General features: G+C 37.6%; 15 protein-coding genes. 11 read left to right on the forward strand and 4 right to left on the reverse strand.

Features of this window, described 5'->3' with window-relative positions; genetic code table 11:
- Nucleotides 1-32: 32 nt before the first annotated feature.
- A complete protein-coding gene (locus tag A5819_RS11395; RefSeq protein WP_086278902.1) occupies nt 33-233 on the forward strand; it encodes a hypothetical protein in 201 nt (66 codons plus the stop codon).
- A 15-nt stretch (nt 234-248) separates the two neighbouring features.
- On the opposite strand, the gene A5819_RS11400 is transcribed toward A5819_RS11395, so the two are convergent.
- Together A5819_RS11400 and clpP are read right to left on the reverse strand one after the other, a co-directional pair.
- On the reverse strand, nt 249-770 hold the full coding sequence (locus A5819_RS11400) for a DsbA family protein (RefSeq protein ID WP_086278903.1): 522 nt from the start codon (nt 768-770) through the stop codon (nt 249-251).
- 104 nt (nt 771-874) lie between these two features.
- Entirely contained in the window at nt 875-1471 is a 597-nt protein-coding gene (gene clpP / locus A5819_RS11405; protein WP_010760682.1) for an ATP-dependent Clp endopeptidase proteolytic subunit ClpP, read from the reverse strand.
- Between the two features lie 250 nt (nt 1472-1721).
- Here clpP and A5819_RS11410 point away from each other — a divergent pair, with 250 nt between their 5' ends.
- The 7 genes from A5819_RS11410 to A5819_RS11440 all read left to right on the forward strand — a co-directional run bounded on the left by A5819_RS11410 (nt 1722) and on the right by A5819_RS11440 (nt 11341).
- A complete protein-coding gene (locus tag A5819_RS11410; RefSeq protein WP_086278904.1) occupies nt 1722-2237 on the forward strand; it encodes a hypothetical protein in 516 nt (171 codons plus the stop codon).
- Nucleotides 2238-2718: 481 nt separating this feature from the next.
- Nucleotides 2719-4410: a dihydroxy-acid dehydratase gene (ilvD, locus tag A5819_RS11415; protein ID WP_086278905.1), complete on the forward strand. Its 1692-nt coding sequence runs from the start codon at nt 2719-2721 to the stop codon at nt 4408-4410.
- Between the two features lie 13 nt (nt 4411-4423).
- Nucleotides 4424-6118 carry a biosynthetic-type acetolactate synthase large subunit gene (gene ilvB / locus A5819_RS11420; protein ID WP_086278906.1) on the forward strand — a complete coding sequence of 565 codons (1695 nt, stop codon included), beginning with the start codon at nt 4424-4426 and terminating at the stop codon, nt 6116-6118.
- Nucleotide 6119: 1 nt separating this feature from the next.
- Nucleotides 6120-6602: an acetolactate synthase small subunit gene (gene ilvN, locus A5819_RS11425; RefSeq protein WP_086278907.1), complete on the forward strand. Its 483-nt coding sequence runs from the start codon at nt 6120-6122 to the stop codon at nt 6600-6602.
- A gap of 54 nt (nt 6603-6656) precedes the next feature.
- The gene (gene ilvC, locus A5819_RS11430; RefSeq protein ID WP_086278908.1) at nt 6657-7652 is read left to right on the forward strand and encodes a ketol-acid reductoisomerase; all 996 of its coding nucleotides are present in this window, start codon (nt 6657-6659) and stop codon (nt 7650-7652) included.
- 82 nt (nt 7653-7734) lie between these two features.
- Nucleotides 7735-8988 carry a threonine ammonia-lyase IlvA gene (gene ilvA, locus A5819_RS11435; RefSeq protein WP_176271416.1) on the forward strand — a complete coding sequence of 418 codons (1254 nt, stop codon included), beginning with the start codon at nt 7735-7737 and terminating at the stop codon, nt 8986-8988.
- 484 nt (nt 8989-9472) lie between these two features.
- Complete coding sequence (locus A5819_RS11440) at nt 9473-11341, forward strand: acyltransferase family protein (RefSeq protein ID WP_086278910.1); 1869 nt, start codon at nt 9473-9475, stop codon at nt 11339-11341.
- A gap of 135 nt (nt 11342-11476) precedes the next feature.
- On the opposite strand, the gene A5819_RS11445 is transcribed toward A5819_RS11440, so the two are convergent.
- Both A5819_RS11445 and A5819_RS11450 read right to left on the reverse strand, forming a co-directional pair.
- Entirely contained in the window at nt 11477-11998 is a 522-nt protein-coding gene (locus A5819_RS11445) for a GNAT family N-acetyltransferase (protein WP_086278911.1), read from the reverse strand.
- A gap of 39 nt (nt 11999-12037) precedes the next feature.
- Entirely contained in the window at nt 12038-12865 is an 828-nt protein-coding gene (locus tag A5819_RS11450; protein WP_086279680.1) for an NUDIX hydrolase, read from the reverse strand.
- A 195-nt stretch (nt 12866-13060) separates the two neighbouring features.
- On the opposite strand from A5819_RS11450, the gene A5819_RS11455 reads away from it, so the two are divergent.
- The 3 genes from A5819_RS11455 (at nt 13061) to A5819_RS11465 (ending at nt 15650) form a co-directional block, all read left to right on the forward strand.
- A complete protein-coding gene (locus A5819_RS11455) occupies nt 13061-13606 on the forward strand; it encodes a biotin transporter BioY (protein WP_086278912.1) in 546 nt (181 codons plus the stop codon).
- A 1-nt stretch (nt 13607) separates the two neighbouring features.
- A complete protein-coding gene (locus tag A5819_RS11460) occupies nt 13608-13913 on the forward strand; it encodes a CHY zinc finger protein (protein WP_086444108.1) in 306 nt (101 codons plus the stop codon).
- Nucleotides 13914-14204: 291 nt separating this feature from the next.
- Complete coding sequence (locus tag A5819_RS11465; protein WP_086278914.1) at nt 14205-15650, forward strand: PTS mannitol transporter subunit IICB; 1446 nt, start codon at nt 14205-14207, stop codon at nt 15648-15650.
- Nucleotides 15651-15669: the final 19 nt, after the last annotated feature.

The following is a 15669-nucleotide window of genomic DNA, read 5'->3' on the forward strand; positions in this document are numbered from 1 at the left end:
AAATCCAAATAGCAGAGGGCTAGGTGAGTAGGATGGGTGTAGAAGATAAAGATTTTATCATGAGGCAAATCAAACAACTGGGAGAAGGACTAGGGACTTTTCTTGGAAAAGAAGATGTAGATAAGATTTTGAGCTTTGGTCAAGATGCTAAAAAAGAAGTGGAAGATGCCTCAATAGATAAAAGCGTAAATACCGATCATGAAAATAAAAAAAGTGAGACAAAGCCTAAATAGCTTTGTCTCACTTTTTTAGTTCCCTTCAATGTAGCGAATTAATTCTTCTTTTGTCACTGACTCATCAAAGATATGCTCACCAATTACGATGGTTGGCACAAATTTAATATTAGCAGCTTCCGCTTCCGCTACGATGGCTTGAACAATTGCAGGTTCTTCTTTTTTAGCTAGTTGCAAATTATCTTCTGCAAATATCGCGACATCTTCTAAAGAAAGATGTCCCCATTGATCTTGGGTATCATACATTTGTTTTAAATCAGTTAAACCCTTTTCAGGTAGATCATAATTGATATGATGATGCATGACATTACCACGTTGCAAACTTTCTTTTTCTTTATCTAAAAGTTTGATGATTCGTTGAACTTTACCGGCTTTAACATATTCATTTAACAAGTCAAAAGATTCTTCAAACCATTTTTTACAATAAGGGCAACGAACATTCATAAATTCTACCATTTTTACGGGTGCTGAATCATTACCAATAGCTAAACCGTTCTCTGTTGTAACTTTTGTTGCATCAATTACTGAAATATCCATTTTAATACCATCCTTTCATTTCTTCTCTCTTTAGTGTAGCGCTTTTTGTTCGTAGTTTAAATAAAAATGCCCAAAATTCTTAAAAGAAATTTTGGGCATTGAGTTTATTTGCTTAATGAGCTACTATTTTCCATTACTTCATCGATCAAGCCGTATTCTTTTGCTTGTTGAGCTGTCATAAAGTTATCACGATCAGTATCACGTTCGATAACTTCAAGTGGTTGGCCCGTGCGCTCTGCTAAAATTTTATTTAAGCGATCGCGCGTGTCAAGAATGTGTTTCGCTGCGATTTCGATCTCAGTTGCTTGACCTTGAGCGCCGCCTAGCGGCTGATGGATCATAATTTCAGCGTTTGGTAAGGCAAAACGTTTGCCTTTTGTACCAGCTGTTAGTAAGAAACTCCCCATAGAAGCAGCCATGCCAAGGACGATTGTTTGAACATCTGCTTTAACAAAATTCATTGTATCGAAAATAGCTAAACCAGCAGAAACACTTCCGCCTGGTGAATTAATATAAATATAGATATCTTTTTCAGAGTCTTGCGCATCCAAAAATAGTAATTGCGCAATGACTGAGTTGGCTACATTATCATCGATCGGACCACTCAACATAATGATTCTATCTTTTAATAATCGTGAATAAATGTCATACGCTCTTTCTCCACGAGATGACTGTTCAATGACTGTTGGTATTAAATTCATAGTATATTCCTCCTATATAAAAAACTCTTCAAAATCATTTTATCACAAAGCATACCTTAATGCTTAAAAAAAGTATACTTTATTGGTCAAAAAAGGTCAACGCTAATGCTCTCAAATAAACTGAAAAATCGAATGATATTGTTTGCTGATTTCATTCCTAAATCTTTGTTTTTTTTCTCTTATTTTTTTGCGCATATGAAAGAGTGTGTTATACTAAAAAAACAAGAACGAAAAGAGTGAGGGAATCCCAATGGTTGTTTTTATTGCAGGTATTACAGGTGTTTTGATCGGTGCTGTGATCGTATCAGTCGGGGTAGCATTACGTGTGACCTATGAGGAGCGTAAGGCTGTCCGGTATCGAGAACTAGAAAACTATGTCAAGGAAATAGAGACATTGAATCTTCTGAACAAGAAAATCAATGAGATCCTCCAAAAAAGAGACATCTATGTCGACAAATCAGTCAATTTTATTTCAATGGATGATTGTTATATCAGTATCGACGATTTTATCTATTTAGAATCGTTTTCGGCTCAAAATAATTTCTATTTGCCTACATACTTGATTGAAGAGTTTTTCAAAAAAATTGCACATAGAAAAGTCATTTTAACGCCTGATGAAGTGATCTCAATGGGCGGCAGTACGTATAAAGGCGGTCGGGTCATCTTAGAAAGTTTTTCAGATGAGTTACTTTCAATCATCGAAGACAAGAAACGACAAATGAAGCGATTAACACATAAACCGTTATATTATTTCCAAAGAGGTTAAAAATAGGTGGCACTCCAATCATTTGGGGTGTCTTTTTTTATATAGTCAAAAATATAAACGATAAGTAAGAAAAGCAATACGGATGTTTTTAGAATTTTCTGAATCTTTTTATCAAATTTTATTGACATTCTCATTTATTCGGTTTATAGTTAACAAAAGCTTTTATTTACCACATGCTATTTTAATCTTTATAGATTTTATAAAAGAGGAGACCATTGCTATGAAAAAAACAAACAACAACCACGTATTAGTCATTATTTTATCGTGTAGGACTTAGAACACTGAGAAATTTCGCAGATGTTTGAGTCCTGTTTGTCTTTGGTAGATGGGGTTCTTACTAAGACATCCCATTTAATCGATGGGATGTTTTTTTTGTAGAAAGTGCTGTGCTGTAAAGAGGCAATGCATAAATAAGAAACTGAAGCAGAAGAATCTGAAAAATGGAATTCTCTGCAGATAACAGAATTGGAGTGGATGAAACATGCGTAGTGATCAAATCAAAAAAGGAATCGAAGCCGCCCCTGCTAGAAGCTTACTTTATGCGACTGGACAGGTTAAAAATGCCAAAGATATGGACAAGCCGTTTATTGCAATTTGTAATTCTTATATTGATATTGTCCCGGGTCATGTGCATTTGAGAGAATTAGCGGATGTGGCAAAAGAAGCAATCCGTGAAGCGGGAGGAATTCCTTTTGAATTCAATACGATCGGTGTAGACGATGGGATTGCTATGGGACATATTGGTATGCGTTATTCACTGCCAAGTCGAGAAATTATTGCAGATGCTGCAGAAACTGTCATTAATGCTCATTGGTTTGATGGTGTTTTTTACATCCCAAACTGTGACAAAATCACTCCAGGAATGTTGATGGCCAGTGTTCGGACCAATGTTCCAGCCATTTTTTGTTCAGGCGGACCTATGAAAGCAGGCGTTGACCCAAGAGGACATACAACCACACTTTCTAATATGTTTGAAGCGGTCGGTACTTTTAAAGAAGGTAAAATGACTGAAGAAGAATTTAATTTTATGGAACAAAATGCTTGCCCAACTTGTGGTTCATGTGCAGGAATGTTTACGGCAAACTCTATGAACTGTTTGATGGAAGTTTTAGGAATGGCTTTACCGGGTAATGGTACGATTTTAGCTGTATCAGATGAACGTAGAGAATTAGTTAGAAAATCCGCTTTTCATTTGATGGACCTAGTTAAAAATCAGGTGAAACCAAGAGATATCATTACGAAAGAAGCAATTGATGATGCTTTTGCTTTAGATATGGCAATGGGCGGTTCAACAAATACTGTCTTGCATACCTTAGCGATCGCTAATGAAGCTGAGATTGATTATAACCTGGAGGAAGTCAATGCAATTGCAGAGCGTGTTCCATACCTTTCTAAAATTGCACCCTCTTCTGCGTACTCAATGCATGATGTACATGAAGCAGGCGGCGTTCCAGCAATCATGAAAGAGTTAGTTGATCTAGGTAATGCTATTCATCCAGATCGAATCACGGTTACAGGAAAAACGATTCGTGAAAATGTTCAGGATGCTGTAATCAAAAATGAAGAAGTCATCCATCCAAAAGAAAATCCATACAGCCCAGTCGGTGGTTTATCGATTTTATATGGCAATATTGCACCTAAAGGCAGTGTGATCAAAGTTGGTGGTGTTGATCCATCAATCAAAAAATTTGTTGGAAAAGCGATTTGTTTCAGTTCCCATGATGAAGCTGTTGCTGCAATCGATGATCATACAGTAACCAAAGGACATGTTGTTGTGATTCGTTATGAAGGACCAAAGGGCGGTCCTGGTATGCCAGAGATGTTGGCACCAACATCGAGTATCGTTGGACGTGGTTTAGGTAAAGATGTTGCCTTGATCACTGATGGCCGATTCTCTGGAGCAACTCGGGGAATTGCTGTAGGACATATTTCTCCAGAAGCAGCTGCAGGTGGTCCAATCGCTTTGGTAAAAGATGGTGACGAAATCGAAATCGATTTAATCAATAGAACACTAGAACTACATGTTTCTGATGAAGAGTTGGCGAAACGAAATGACCAATTGCCGAAATTCAAAGCTAAGGTAAAAACAGGATACTTAGCACGTTATACAGCATTGGTAACTTCAGCTCATACAGGCGGAATCATGCAGATTCCAGAAGATTTGCTAGACTAGAGGAGGGAAGCTCATGGCAGAACAACGAAGAAAAATGAAAAATGGCTCAAAGATTTTGATAGAAGCGTTGTTGAAGCAAAAGGTAGAAATGATTTTTGGTTATCCTGGTGGAGCAGTCCTTCCTTTATATGACGCTTTATATGATGGCGATATTCCTCATATTTTGACGCGACATGAACAAGGCGCTGTACATGCGGCTGAAGGTTACGCTAAAGCAACTGGTAAACCTGGTGTTGTGATCGTAACCAGCGGTCCTGGTGCAACGAATGCAATTACCGGGATTGCGGATGCGATGAGTGATTCGATTCCAATGGTTGTGTTTACAGGTCAAGTTCTCACAGATGGTATCGGAAAAGATGCTTTTCAGGAAGCCGATGTGATCGGATTAACCATGCCCATCACCAAAAATAATTATCAGGTTAGAGAAACCAAAGAGCTACCAAGAATTATCGAAGAAGCCTTTCATATTGCAACAACGGGCAGAAAAGGACCAGTTGTGATCGATTTACCAAAGGATATCACTATAATGGAATCAGATGCAGAGATTGAGGTCAAACTAAACTTACCAAGCTATCAACCAACCTTGAAACCGAATAAGCTTCAGGTGAAAAAATTGATGGAAGCTCTTGCTATAGCCAAAAAACCACTAGTACTTGTAGGTGCGGGTGTCTTACACGCTGATGCGGGAAAAGAATTAGTAGCATTTATCAATAAATATCAAGTACCAGCATTGAGTTCTTTACTAGGGTTAGGGGCTATCCCAACTGAACACGAATTATTCTTAGGGATGGGTGGTATGCATGGATCGTTTGCAGCCAATATGGCGCTGACAGATTGCGATTTGCTGATTAATATCGGCTCTCGTTTTGATGATCGTTTAGCCAGTGCACCAAAAGAATTTGCTTCAAATGCAATGATTGCTCATGTGGATATCGATCCAGCTGAAATTGGGAAAATCATTGAGACACAAATTCCGATTGTAGCCGATGCCAAAGAGACCTTAAAAGAAATGCTGAAAATCGAAGTCACATGCAGCGATACGACTGATTGGAAAAAATTAAATCTTTCTAGAAAAAAATTACATCCGTTTAAATACGATAAAGAGCAAACCACTGAAATCAAGCCGCAAAAAGTCATCGAATTCATCGGTGAATTGACGAAGGGTGAAGCGATTGTTGCAACCGATGTAGGTCAACATCAAATGTGGGCAGCTCAATTTTATCCATTCAAAAATGAGAAGCAATTGATTACTAGTGGTGGTCTTGGGACAATGGGGTATGGCATTCCAGCGGCAATCGGTGCAAAATTAGGGTGTCCAGATAAGGAAGTCGTATTATTCGTAGGTGATGGCGGTTTCCAAATGACCAATCAAGAATTAGCTATTTTGAACATTTATAATAGTCCAATCAAGATTGTGATCCTAAACAATCAATCATTAGGGATGGTTCGCCAGTGGCAGGAAAGTTTCTTTAACGAACGTCGTTCAGAATCTGTCTTTGAGAGCCAACCAGACTTTGTTAAAATGGCAGAAGCTTATCATATCAAAGGCGTTAGGCTTGATAATCCGGCGACCATTGAAGCTGATTTGACTGAGGCATTTAAAGAAACTGGTTCGATTTTGATCGAAGTGATGGTTTCGCCAACTGAACATGTACTACCAATGGTTCCGGCTGGCAAAGCTAACTATCAAATGCTGGGGGTGGACTAAAATGAAACGGATCATTACAGCAACAGTCAATAATAATTCTGGTGTCTTGAATCGCTTCAGTGGCGTGCTGACACGCAGACAAGTCAACATCGACAGTATTTCAGTTGGTCCAACAGAGTTAGATCATGTATCACGAATCACCATAGTGGTTCAAGTATCAGATTTAAAAGAAGCAGAACAGGTCACTAAACAATTAAATAAACAAATCGATGTGATTAAAGTTTCAGATATCACAGATGAAGCGCATTTAGAAAGAGAATTAGCATTGGTAAAAGTCAATGCACCAGCAGCAGTTCGCGCTGAATTATTCTCAGTGATCGATCCGTTTAGAGCCAATGTGATCGATGTCGGCACTCGCTCAGTGGTGATTCAAGTTACAGGAACGAGTGAAAAAATCAGTGCTTTCGTTGATGTTGTCGCACCATATGGCATCAAACAATTAGCAAGAACAGGCGTCACTGGATTTACCAGAGGCAACAACTAAAAATGGGTCTTAAAGCATACGCTTATAAGCATAAAAAATTTGGAGGGTTCAACAATGGCAAAAGTATATTACGATAATTCAGTAGAGAACAATCAATTAGAAGGAAAAACAATTGCAATCATCGGTTATGGTTCACAAGGTCATGCTCATGCGCAAAACCTAAGAGATAACGGTAATCAAGTGATCATCGGAATCCGTGAAGGAAAATCATCAGAAGCTGCTCGTAATGATGGTTTCGACGTATTATCTGTTGAAGAAGCATCTAAAAAAGCAGATGTTGTAATGATCTTAGCACCAGACGAAATTCAAGGAGATCTTTATGACAAAGAGATTGCACCAAATCTAGAAGCAGGTAACGCGTTAGCTTTCGGACACGGCTTCAATATTCATTTTGATGTAATCAACCCACCAAAAGATGTGGATGTTTTCTTAGTTGCTCCTAAAGGACCAGGACACCTTGTTCGTCGTACCTTTACAGAAGGGTTTGCAGTACCTGCATTATTTGCGGTTTATCAAGATGCAACAGGAAAAGCCAGTGATGTTGCCTTATCTTATGCCAAAGGAATCGGCGCAACACGTGTTGGTGTGTTAGAAACAACCTTTAAAGAAGAAACTGAAACTGATTTGTTCGGTGAACAAGCAGTATTATGTGGTGGTTTAACAAGCTTGATCGAAGCTGGATTTGAAACGTTGACAGAAGCTGGTTACCAACCAGAATTGGCATACTTTGAAGTATGTCATGAATTGAAATTGATCGTTGATCTGATTTATGAAGGAGGATTTGAGAAAATGCGTAACTCAATCTCAAATACTGCTGAATATGGCGATTATGTTTCAGGACCTCGTGTCGTAACGGCTGAAGCTAAAGCGAACATGAAAGAGGTTTTAACGGATATCCAAAATGGCAAATTTGCAAAAGGCTTCATTGATGACAACAAAAACGGCTTTAAAGAATTTAATCAAATGCGTAAAGAAAATGCTGGACACCCAATCGAAAAAGTCGGTGCAGAATTACGTAAGATGATGCCATTTGTTTCAAGAGAAGACTAAATTAAACGATTAGCGAGCAGAGGCTGAGAAAATAGTCATTTTTCTCGGTCTCTCTTACATACTGAAAGGTGGGGAGAATTTGTTGACATTAACAAAAACAAATGTTGAAGAAGCATATGATGTGCTAAAAGACGTAGTAACCAAAACGCCATTGCAATACGATATATATCTATCACAAAAATATCAATGCAACGTTTATTTAAAAAGAGAAGATCTACAGAAAGTTCGTTCATTCAAATTAAGAGGGGCCTATTATGCGATTAAACAAACTCCTCATGAGATGCTGCAAAACGGTGTAGTTTGTGCAAGTGCAGGGAATCATGCTCAAGGAGTTGCATACACTTGTCATGAAATGAACGTTGCGGCAACGATTTTTATGCCAACAACAACGCCGCAACAAAAAATATCTCAAGTAAAGTTTTTTGGTGGAGATGAAGTGACAGTTAAATTAATTGGTGATACTTTTGATGCATCCGCTAAAGCTGCTAAAGAATATGCTAATGCCAATCATCAAGCTTTTATTGATCCTTTTAATGATTTAAATATCATGGCTGGACAAGGGACAGTAGCCATTGAAGTTTTTCAGGAGGCGAATGAAGCTGCATTTCAAGTAGATTATTTGTTGGCAGCAATCGGTGGTGGTGGTTTAGTTAGTGGTGTTTCTACCTATACTAAAAGCGTTAGTCCAACGACGGCTGTTATTGGCGTAGAACCATTAGGTGCCCAATCGATGCGGGCGGCTTTTGATGAAGGCAAACCGGTAATGCTAGATAGTGTAGAAAAATTTGTTGATGGTGCAGCAGTTAAACAAGTGGGCAATTTAACGTATGAACATACGCTTGAATATGTTGATGAGCTTTTAGCTGTAGATGAAGGACAAGTCTGTTCTACGATTTTAGAGTTATACACTAAACAAGCAATTGTAGTCGAGCCAGCTGGCGCTCTGAGTGTTTCAGCATTAGAACTGATCAAAGATGAGATTAAAGGGAAAAATGTTGTTTGTATCATCAGCGGTGGTAATAATGATATCAATCGAATGGAAGAAATCGAAGAACGTTCTTTAATTTTTGAAGGACTAAAACATTACTTTGTGATCAACTTCCCTCAGCGACCAGGCGCATTAAGAGAATTCGTAACAGATATCTTAGGTCCAAATGATGATATTACCCGGTTTGAGTATACGAAAAAAGTCAATCGTGGAACAGGCCCAGTAGTGTTGGGTATTTTACTGAAAGACAAAGAGGAGTTACCTAATCTACTACAGAAAATGGCAGAGTTTGATCCTAAGTATATTGATTTAAGTGATAATCCGTCATTGTATGCGTTACTTGTTTAGAGGCCGAGACGAAAGTGTTTAGCTCCAAGAACCAAGTCCTTAAATTCCTAGTGTCGTTAAGGTATAGAGATTGATGAGATCGAAACGAAGTGTAGTAGCTACTTTTTTCTTGCCGTTTTTTCGCTCTCTTACAAATGAATAAAAAATGAGTTGCCGACTAGATGAAATTCTAACTGACAACTCATTTTTTTTATTTCAAAAGAATGTCTAAAATTTACTTAAAAAATGGAAAATAGGAGAGAGAGTTCTTGCCATTTGTCTGGAAAGAACGTATATTTAACTTACTACATTAAATCGGTCAGAAAAACACCGACCGTCAAAGAACATGAGCCCAGATAGAATTTTTTTAACACTTCAACAGACCACCTTTTTCGGGTCAAATAAGACTTATTTTTTCTATCGTCTATCATTTTTAAAATCATGTTCCTTTGTTAAAAATTACTCGAAATATAAAAAAGAATATTAGTAAAGTTGGAAAATATAAATGAATAATAAGAAAAGGTTAGAAAATCGCCGTTATATTACCGGGTTCGATGGAATACGAACTATTGCGGTCGTCGGCGTGATTCTGTATCATTTGTTCCCTAATATAATGCATGGGGGCTATTTAGGTGTCCCTATTTTTTTTGCAGTATCTGGTTATTTAATTACTGATTTACTAAGGCAAGAATGGTTACAAACTGAAGCAATCGATGTTAAAAGCTTTTATATTCGTCGTATGAAACGGCTTTATCCAGGCTTAGTCGCCATGCTGGTAGCAGCTTCAGCCTATATTGTTTTTTTCCAGCAAGACTTACTCAATAATTTACGTAGTGTAGTCGCCAGTAGTGTCTTGTACTATAATAATTGGTGGCAAATTTTTAAAGGATTTTCTTATTTTGATCGATTTACCACCCAGTCACCATTTACACATATTTGGTCTCTTGCAGTTGAAGCACAGAATTATTTGATTTGGCCGTTGTTATTTATTGTACTAAAAAAGTATGTGAAACATAGTGGTAAAATTTTTGGTTTGATCATGGCAGCGGCTGTTGGATCTGGTATTTTGATGGCAGTTTTGTATACTCCTGGTGCCGACCCGACAAGAGTTTATTATGGAACAGACACAAGATTATTTTCGATTTTAATGGGAAGTGGGCTGGCCTTTGTTTGGCCAAGTTTCCGTCTGAAAGAAGAAATACCGATAAAGGCTAAAAATTTACTGAATGGCGTTGGAATTACCTCCTTGGTTGTCTTACTGCTTTCCTTCCTATTTTTAGCAGACCATCTGGCTTTTGTCTATTATGGTGGAATGTTTATTGTCAGTATTTTTGCAACGATTCTAGTGGCAGTTACAGCTCATCCAGGCGCCGATTTAAATCGTTGGCTGACAAATCCTGTTTTCACCTGGTTTGGAAAAAGAAGTTACGGAATTTATTTGTATCAGTTCCCAGTCATGATTTTTTATGAAGCTAAAATCAAAAATTTAAGTGATCATGTGTTGTTGCATTCTTTGATTGAGATTGCTTTGATTTTAGGTATTAGTGAATTATCCTATCGATTTATCGAGAAACCATTGGGCAAATTTTATTATCAGTATACGTGGTTTGCTATCAAAGATTTTTTCCGCAAACCATGGTTTACAGTGGCTAAAGTGACAGCTTTGATCAGTGTTGTTTTATCTTGTTTTGCACTCTTTGCTCTAGCTGTTGCGCCTTCCAATGAAGTTACTGCAGAACAGCAACAACTACAAAAAAATATTGAAGCAAACAAAAAGAAAGCAGAACAGAGAAAAGCAGAAGAAAAAGCCAAAAACGAAGGCAGAACGACCGATTCGACAAAAGCGGCAACGCCAGAGTCAGAGGCGAATTTTGATTTAACTGCTGAAGAAGCGAAGAAAGCCAAAGAGATGGACGTTACAGCTTTCGGTGATTCTGTTATCTTAGATGCAGCTGCAGGATTACAAGAGATTTTTCCTAAGATGATCGTAGATGGTGAAGTAGGGAGACAATTATATACCAGTACACCAGTCATTGAAAAACTAGAGAAAGAACAATTATTGAAAGATAATGTTTTAGTTGGTCTTGGGACTAATGGATCATTTACCGAAGCGCAATTTGATGAATTCATGACAGCAATCGGTTCAAAACGCAAGGTCTTTTGGATCAACGTTCGCGTTCCTACTCGTAGATGGCAAAATGAAGTCAATGGAATGCTCGAAACAATGAAGAAGAAGTACAAAAATCTAGTCGTTATTGACTGGTACGGCTACAGTAATGAGCATGAGGAATGGTTTTATGATGACCGAGTTCATCCGAATGTAGACGGACAAGTAAAATACTCAAGTTTTATTGCAAAACAGTTAGTGAAATAGCGTCAGGTAAAGCTGCAACGTCCTAACTAACAATACATCTGCTGAGATAACTTTTACTAGAGAGAAAAGAAGAAAGTAAGAGACGAATTAAGCCTAAAACAAACGATTGAATTGTTTGTTTTAGGCTTTTTATAGTTAAGTCAATACCAATTGATAAGCTAATCGTTCGCCATCAGCTACTGGCAGTAAAATGTCACCGCAATAAGTGAAACCAGCTTTTTGAATCAATTGTTGCATTGTTTTATTTTCTGGATGGGTATCGATGCGAATATCAAGGTATCCATTCAATCTAGATGTCGTAATCAATAGATTCATTAAAAGCAATGCTAATCCTTTCCCTTGGTAGGTAGGATCAAGAGCGACTCTGTGAATCGCTGAATAGCTTCCAGGAGTCTGTTGCCATTGCCCATTTTTTATTTGTTCATATGGCGGTTCAGGACTTGTTGAAAGGATGCCCAGACCTGCAATTTGTTGATCGACGATCAAGACATAACACTGGTGTAAAACGATATCTTGTTTCAACTGTTCTTCATTAGGTCCTTCACCATTTTGCCATTGAGGAATATTTTTGTCATGGAGCATTTGTCTCGCAGCAGCAATAATTTCCATGATGTTAACTAGATCAGTTGCTTCAGCTTTTCTTAAATAAACGACCATTTCATCCGCCTTTCTTCACCGTAACTATGTGAGGAGATATTATTTTTTAACAGAGTTTTCAGGTTTTAGCTGATAAATTTTTGAAGGGCGACCAATACCTACCGGACGTTCTCCAATTTCTTCAAAATGATGAAGCATGGCTTTTTTAAAGTTTGAGTGGTCGATTGTTTTATAATCAATACCAGAAAACTTTGCAAATACTTTGCGAGCTTCTGTGATCGTAAAATCTTTCCCTAAAACTTGCAATACCTGAGGATCATGTTCCATTTTATTCGCCACTCGATTGAAAGCTTTCAGAATAATTTCACTATGGTCGAAAGCTAAAGTATCTTTCCCAGTTGAAGCACCTGTCTGTAAATCCAAAATGATTTCTACATCGCCATTGGTAAGAGCAAGTGTATTTTCTTTCCGTTCCATTGTAAACCAGCGGACTTCTTTAGCATCATCTCCTGCAATCAATGGTTCTTCACCAATAAAAGCGAGATAACTAACGGTTACTACCCAGCCGCGAGGATCTCGATCTGGTCGACTGAAACTATGAAGTTGTTCGATATTTTCTTTAGAAATAACCACGCCAGTTTCTTCTTTTGTCTCCCGTAAAACACTTTCTCCAGTTGATTCATTTCTATTGACGAATCCACCAGGTAAGGCCCAAGAATTTCTATAAGGATGTCCTTTTCTTTTAATCAGCAGTATTTTAAGTTGATCTTCTTCTTTGTTATAGCACATTAAAACAATATCTACAGTCAGAGAAGGCTTTTCATATTCAGGAAGTTCTTGTTGGTGATACCATTTTAAAAACTCAGTTTCGCTAGCTTCTTGTTCATAATATTGCTTTTCCGCTTCCTTTGAACTAAAGTGTGTCAAGTTGATCATCCTCTCTACATCCGATAAAAGTACTTTGTACTTTATTTTATCATTATCAACAGGAAAAACAACTAAAGACTGATAACACTTAAAATAAAATCTTGCAGTTAACCATTTTTATGTAAAGGTTGACATTTGTGCTTTTAAATAGTATTTTAGAAAGACAAAATATTATTTTACGTTTGGAGAGAACAAATGAAAACAAAAGATATCACGAGAATTGCTATTATGATCAGCATTATTATTGTTTTAGGATTTTTCCCACCGATACCGCTTGGTTTATTACCAGTACCGATCGTGATCCAAAATGCTGGCTTTATGTTAAGTGGATTGCTACTCGGTAAGAAAAATGGAACGATTGCAACCTTACTGTTTTTACTACTTGTTGCGATTGGTTTTCCTATTTTAGCTGGAGGAAGAGGGGGAATCGCTGTTTTTCTCGGTATCACAGCAGGCTACCTTTTTGCTTATCCATTTGCGACTTTTTTGATAGGCTGGGCTAGTGAAAGGGTCAATCCTTATAATCAAAATATTTTCTGGGGATTTGGAATTACCCTCCTTTTTGGTGCATTGTTTATTGATTTTTGTGGAGCAGTCGGGATGAGTATTTTATCTGATATGAGTTTGTCTAAAAGTTTGATGGCAAATCTAGCGTTTATTCCTGGAGATACGATCAAAGCATTTTTGACTGCTTTTATAGCACAAAGAATATCAAAATCGTTCGATCAAAGGAGAAACTAGTATAGTGAAACTATATGGAGCGACGATCGATCATGAAGGACGGTGTGTTCACTATAGTTCATCAGTCGATATAGTGGCGAATAAATGTTATTCTTGTAAAAAGTATTACGCTTGTTTTCAGTGCCATGATGAGCAAGAAGATCATCTTTTCTCTGCTTGGCCAGTTTCAAATGAAAAAATCGTTCTTTGTGGTTCTTGCCGTACGGAACTAAGTGCAATGGAATATAAAACACATGCTAAATGTGTAAATTGTGGGCACTTATTTAACCCCAACTGCGCATTGCATAGTCAAATTTATTTTAGTTAACAGGAATAGAGCATTGAAAGGATAATTCGGATTTAAAGAGTCAATCAAAACGGATGTTTCGTTTTGGTCGACTTTTTTGTTGTCTTTAAAAAGTTTAAACTCATTCAATTCATGAGCAAGATATCTTGTTCAAGTTTTGTCCAACGCCTTTGGACAAAACCGAATTTTCATCTTCTTGAATCATCTTTAGTGAGCGTTTACAATGTAAAAGACAACGAAGGGTTGTCTGAGAAGATCTGCGCAGATCGATGACTCAACATTTTTCTTGTTATAAGAAGAAGGAGGAAAAAAATGGAACAAACACAAGGTAATTTAAAAGTGAAAGTTCAACAATTCGGCAGTTTTCTTAGTGGAATGATCATGCCCAATATCGGGGCATTTATTGCTTGGGGAATCTTGACCGCTTTATTTATTCCAACAGGTTGGTTTCCAAATGAACAATTAAATGAAATAACAGGGCCGACGATCACCTATTTATTGCCGATCTTGATAGGTTTTACAGGTGGGCGCTTGGTTTATGATATTCGCGGTGGAGTCGTTGGTGCAATGGTTACAATGGGCGTGATTACAGGTGCAGAGATTCCTATGTTCTTAGGAGCGATGATCGTAGGGCCTGCTGGTGCATATTGTATTAAAAAATTTGATGAACTTGTCGATGGTAAAATCAAACCAGGTTTTGAAATGCTGGTCAATAACTTTTCATCAGGGATTATGTCCTCTATTTTAGCCATTATTGCATTTTTGATTGTAGGTCCTGCAGTTGAAGTATTGAATAATTTCTTGGCAACTGGAGTGGGTTTCTTAGTTGAAAACTCATTGTTGCCATTAGCAAGTATTTTCGTTGAGCCAGCTAAAGTGCTCTTTTTAAATAATGCCATTAATCATGGTGTAATCAGTCCAATTGCTATTGAACAAGCAGCCGAAACAGGGCGCTCAGTGTTATTTTTATTAGAATCAAATCCTGGACCAGGATTAGGTATTTTGTTGGCCTATACGATCTTTGGTCGAGGTAGCGCTAAACAAACGGCACCTGGCGCGATTATTATTCATTTTTTAGGTGGTATTCATGAAATATATTTTCCATATATTTTGATGAAACCTATTTTGATTCTTTCAGCAGTCGGTGGTGGAATGGCAGGTGTAATGACGTTTTCATTATTTAATGCTGGATTAGTAGCTCCAGCTTCACCTGGTAGCATCTTTGCAATTTTAGCAATGACACCTCGTGATGGTTATATAGGTGTATTAGCAGGAATTATAGTGGCGACGATCGTCTCGTTTGCGATTTCTTCCGTTGTCTTGAAAACATCAAAAGCAACGGATACTACGATTGAAGATGCTTCTGAAAAGGCAAGTGCTTTAAAAGGTCGTAAGATAATAGTACCAGAAGTTCAAAGTAGCTTTTCGTCTGCTGAAAAAATCAGTGATACTGTTGAAACGCTTGTGCATACGAAAAAAATTATTTTTGCTTGTGATGCAGGCATGGGGTCAAGTGCGATGGGCGCGTCTGTTTTACGAAACAAAGTGAAAAAAGCTGGGTTATCAATCGAGGTGATTAACTCTGCTATCGCACAATTACCTGAAGATGCGGATATTGTTGTAACCCATAAGGACTTAACTTCGCGAGCAAAGGAAAAATTGCCTAAGGCGTATCATGTGTCTGTTGATAATTTCTTAAGCAGTGATCGCTATGATGAATTAGTTGAAAAATTATTAGTTGTTAAAACATCTGTTTAACAACTAAAAGAGTTAGAGA

The organism is Enterococcus sp. 7E2_DIV0204, assembly GCF_002140855.1.
Lineage (GTDB): Bacteria > Bacillota > Bacilli > Lactobacillales > Enterococcaceae > Enterococcus_L > Enterococcus_L lemimoniae.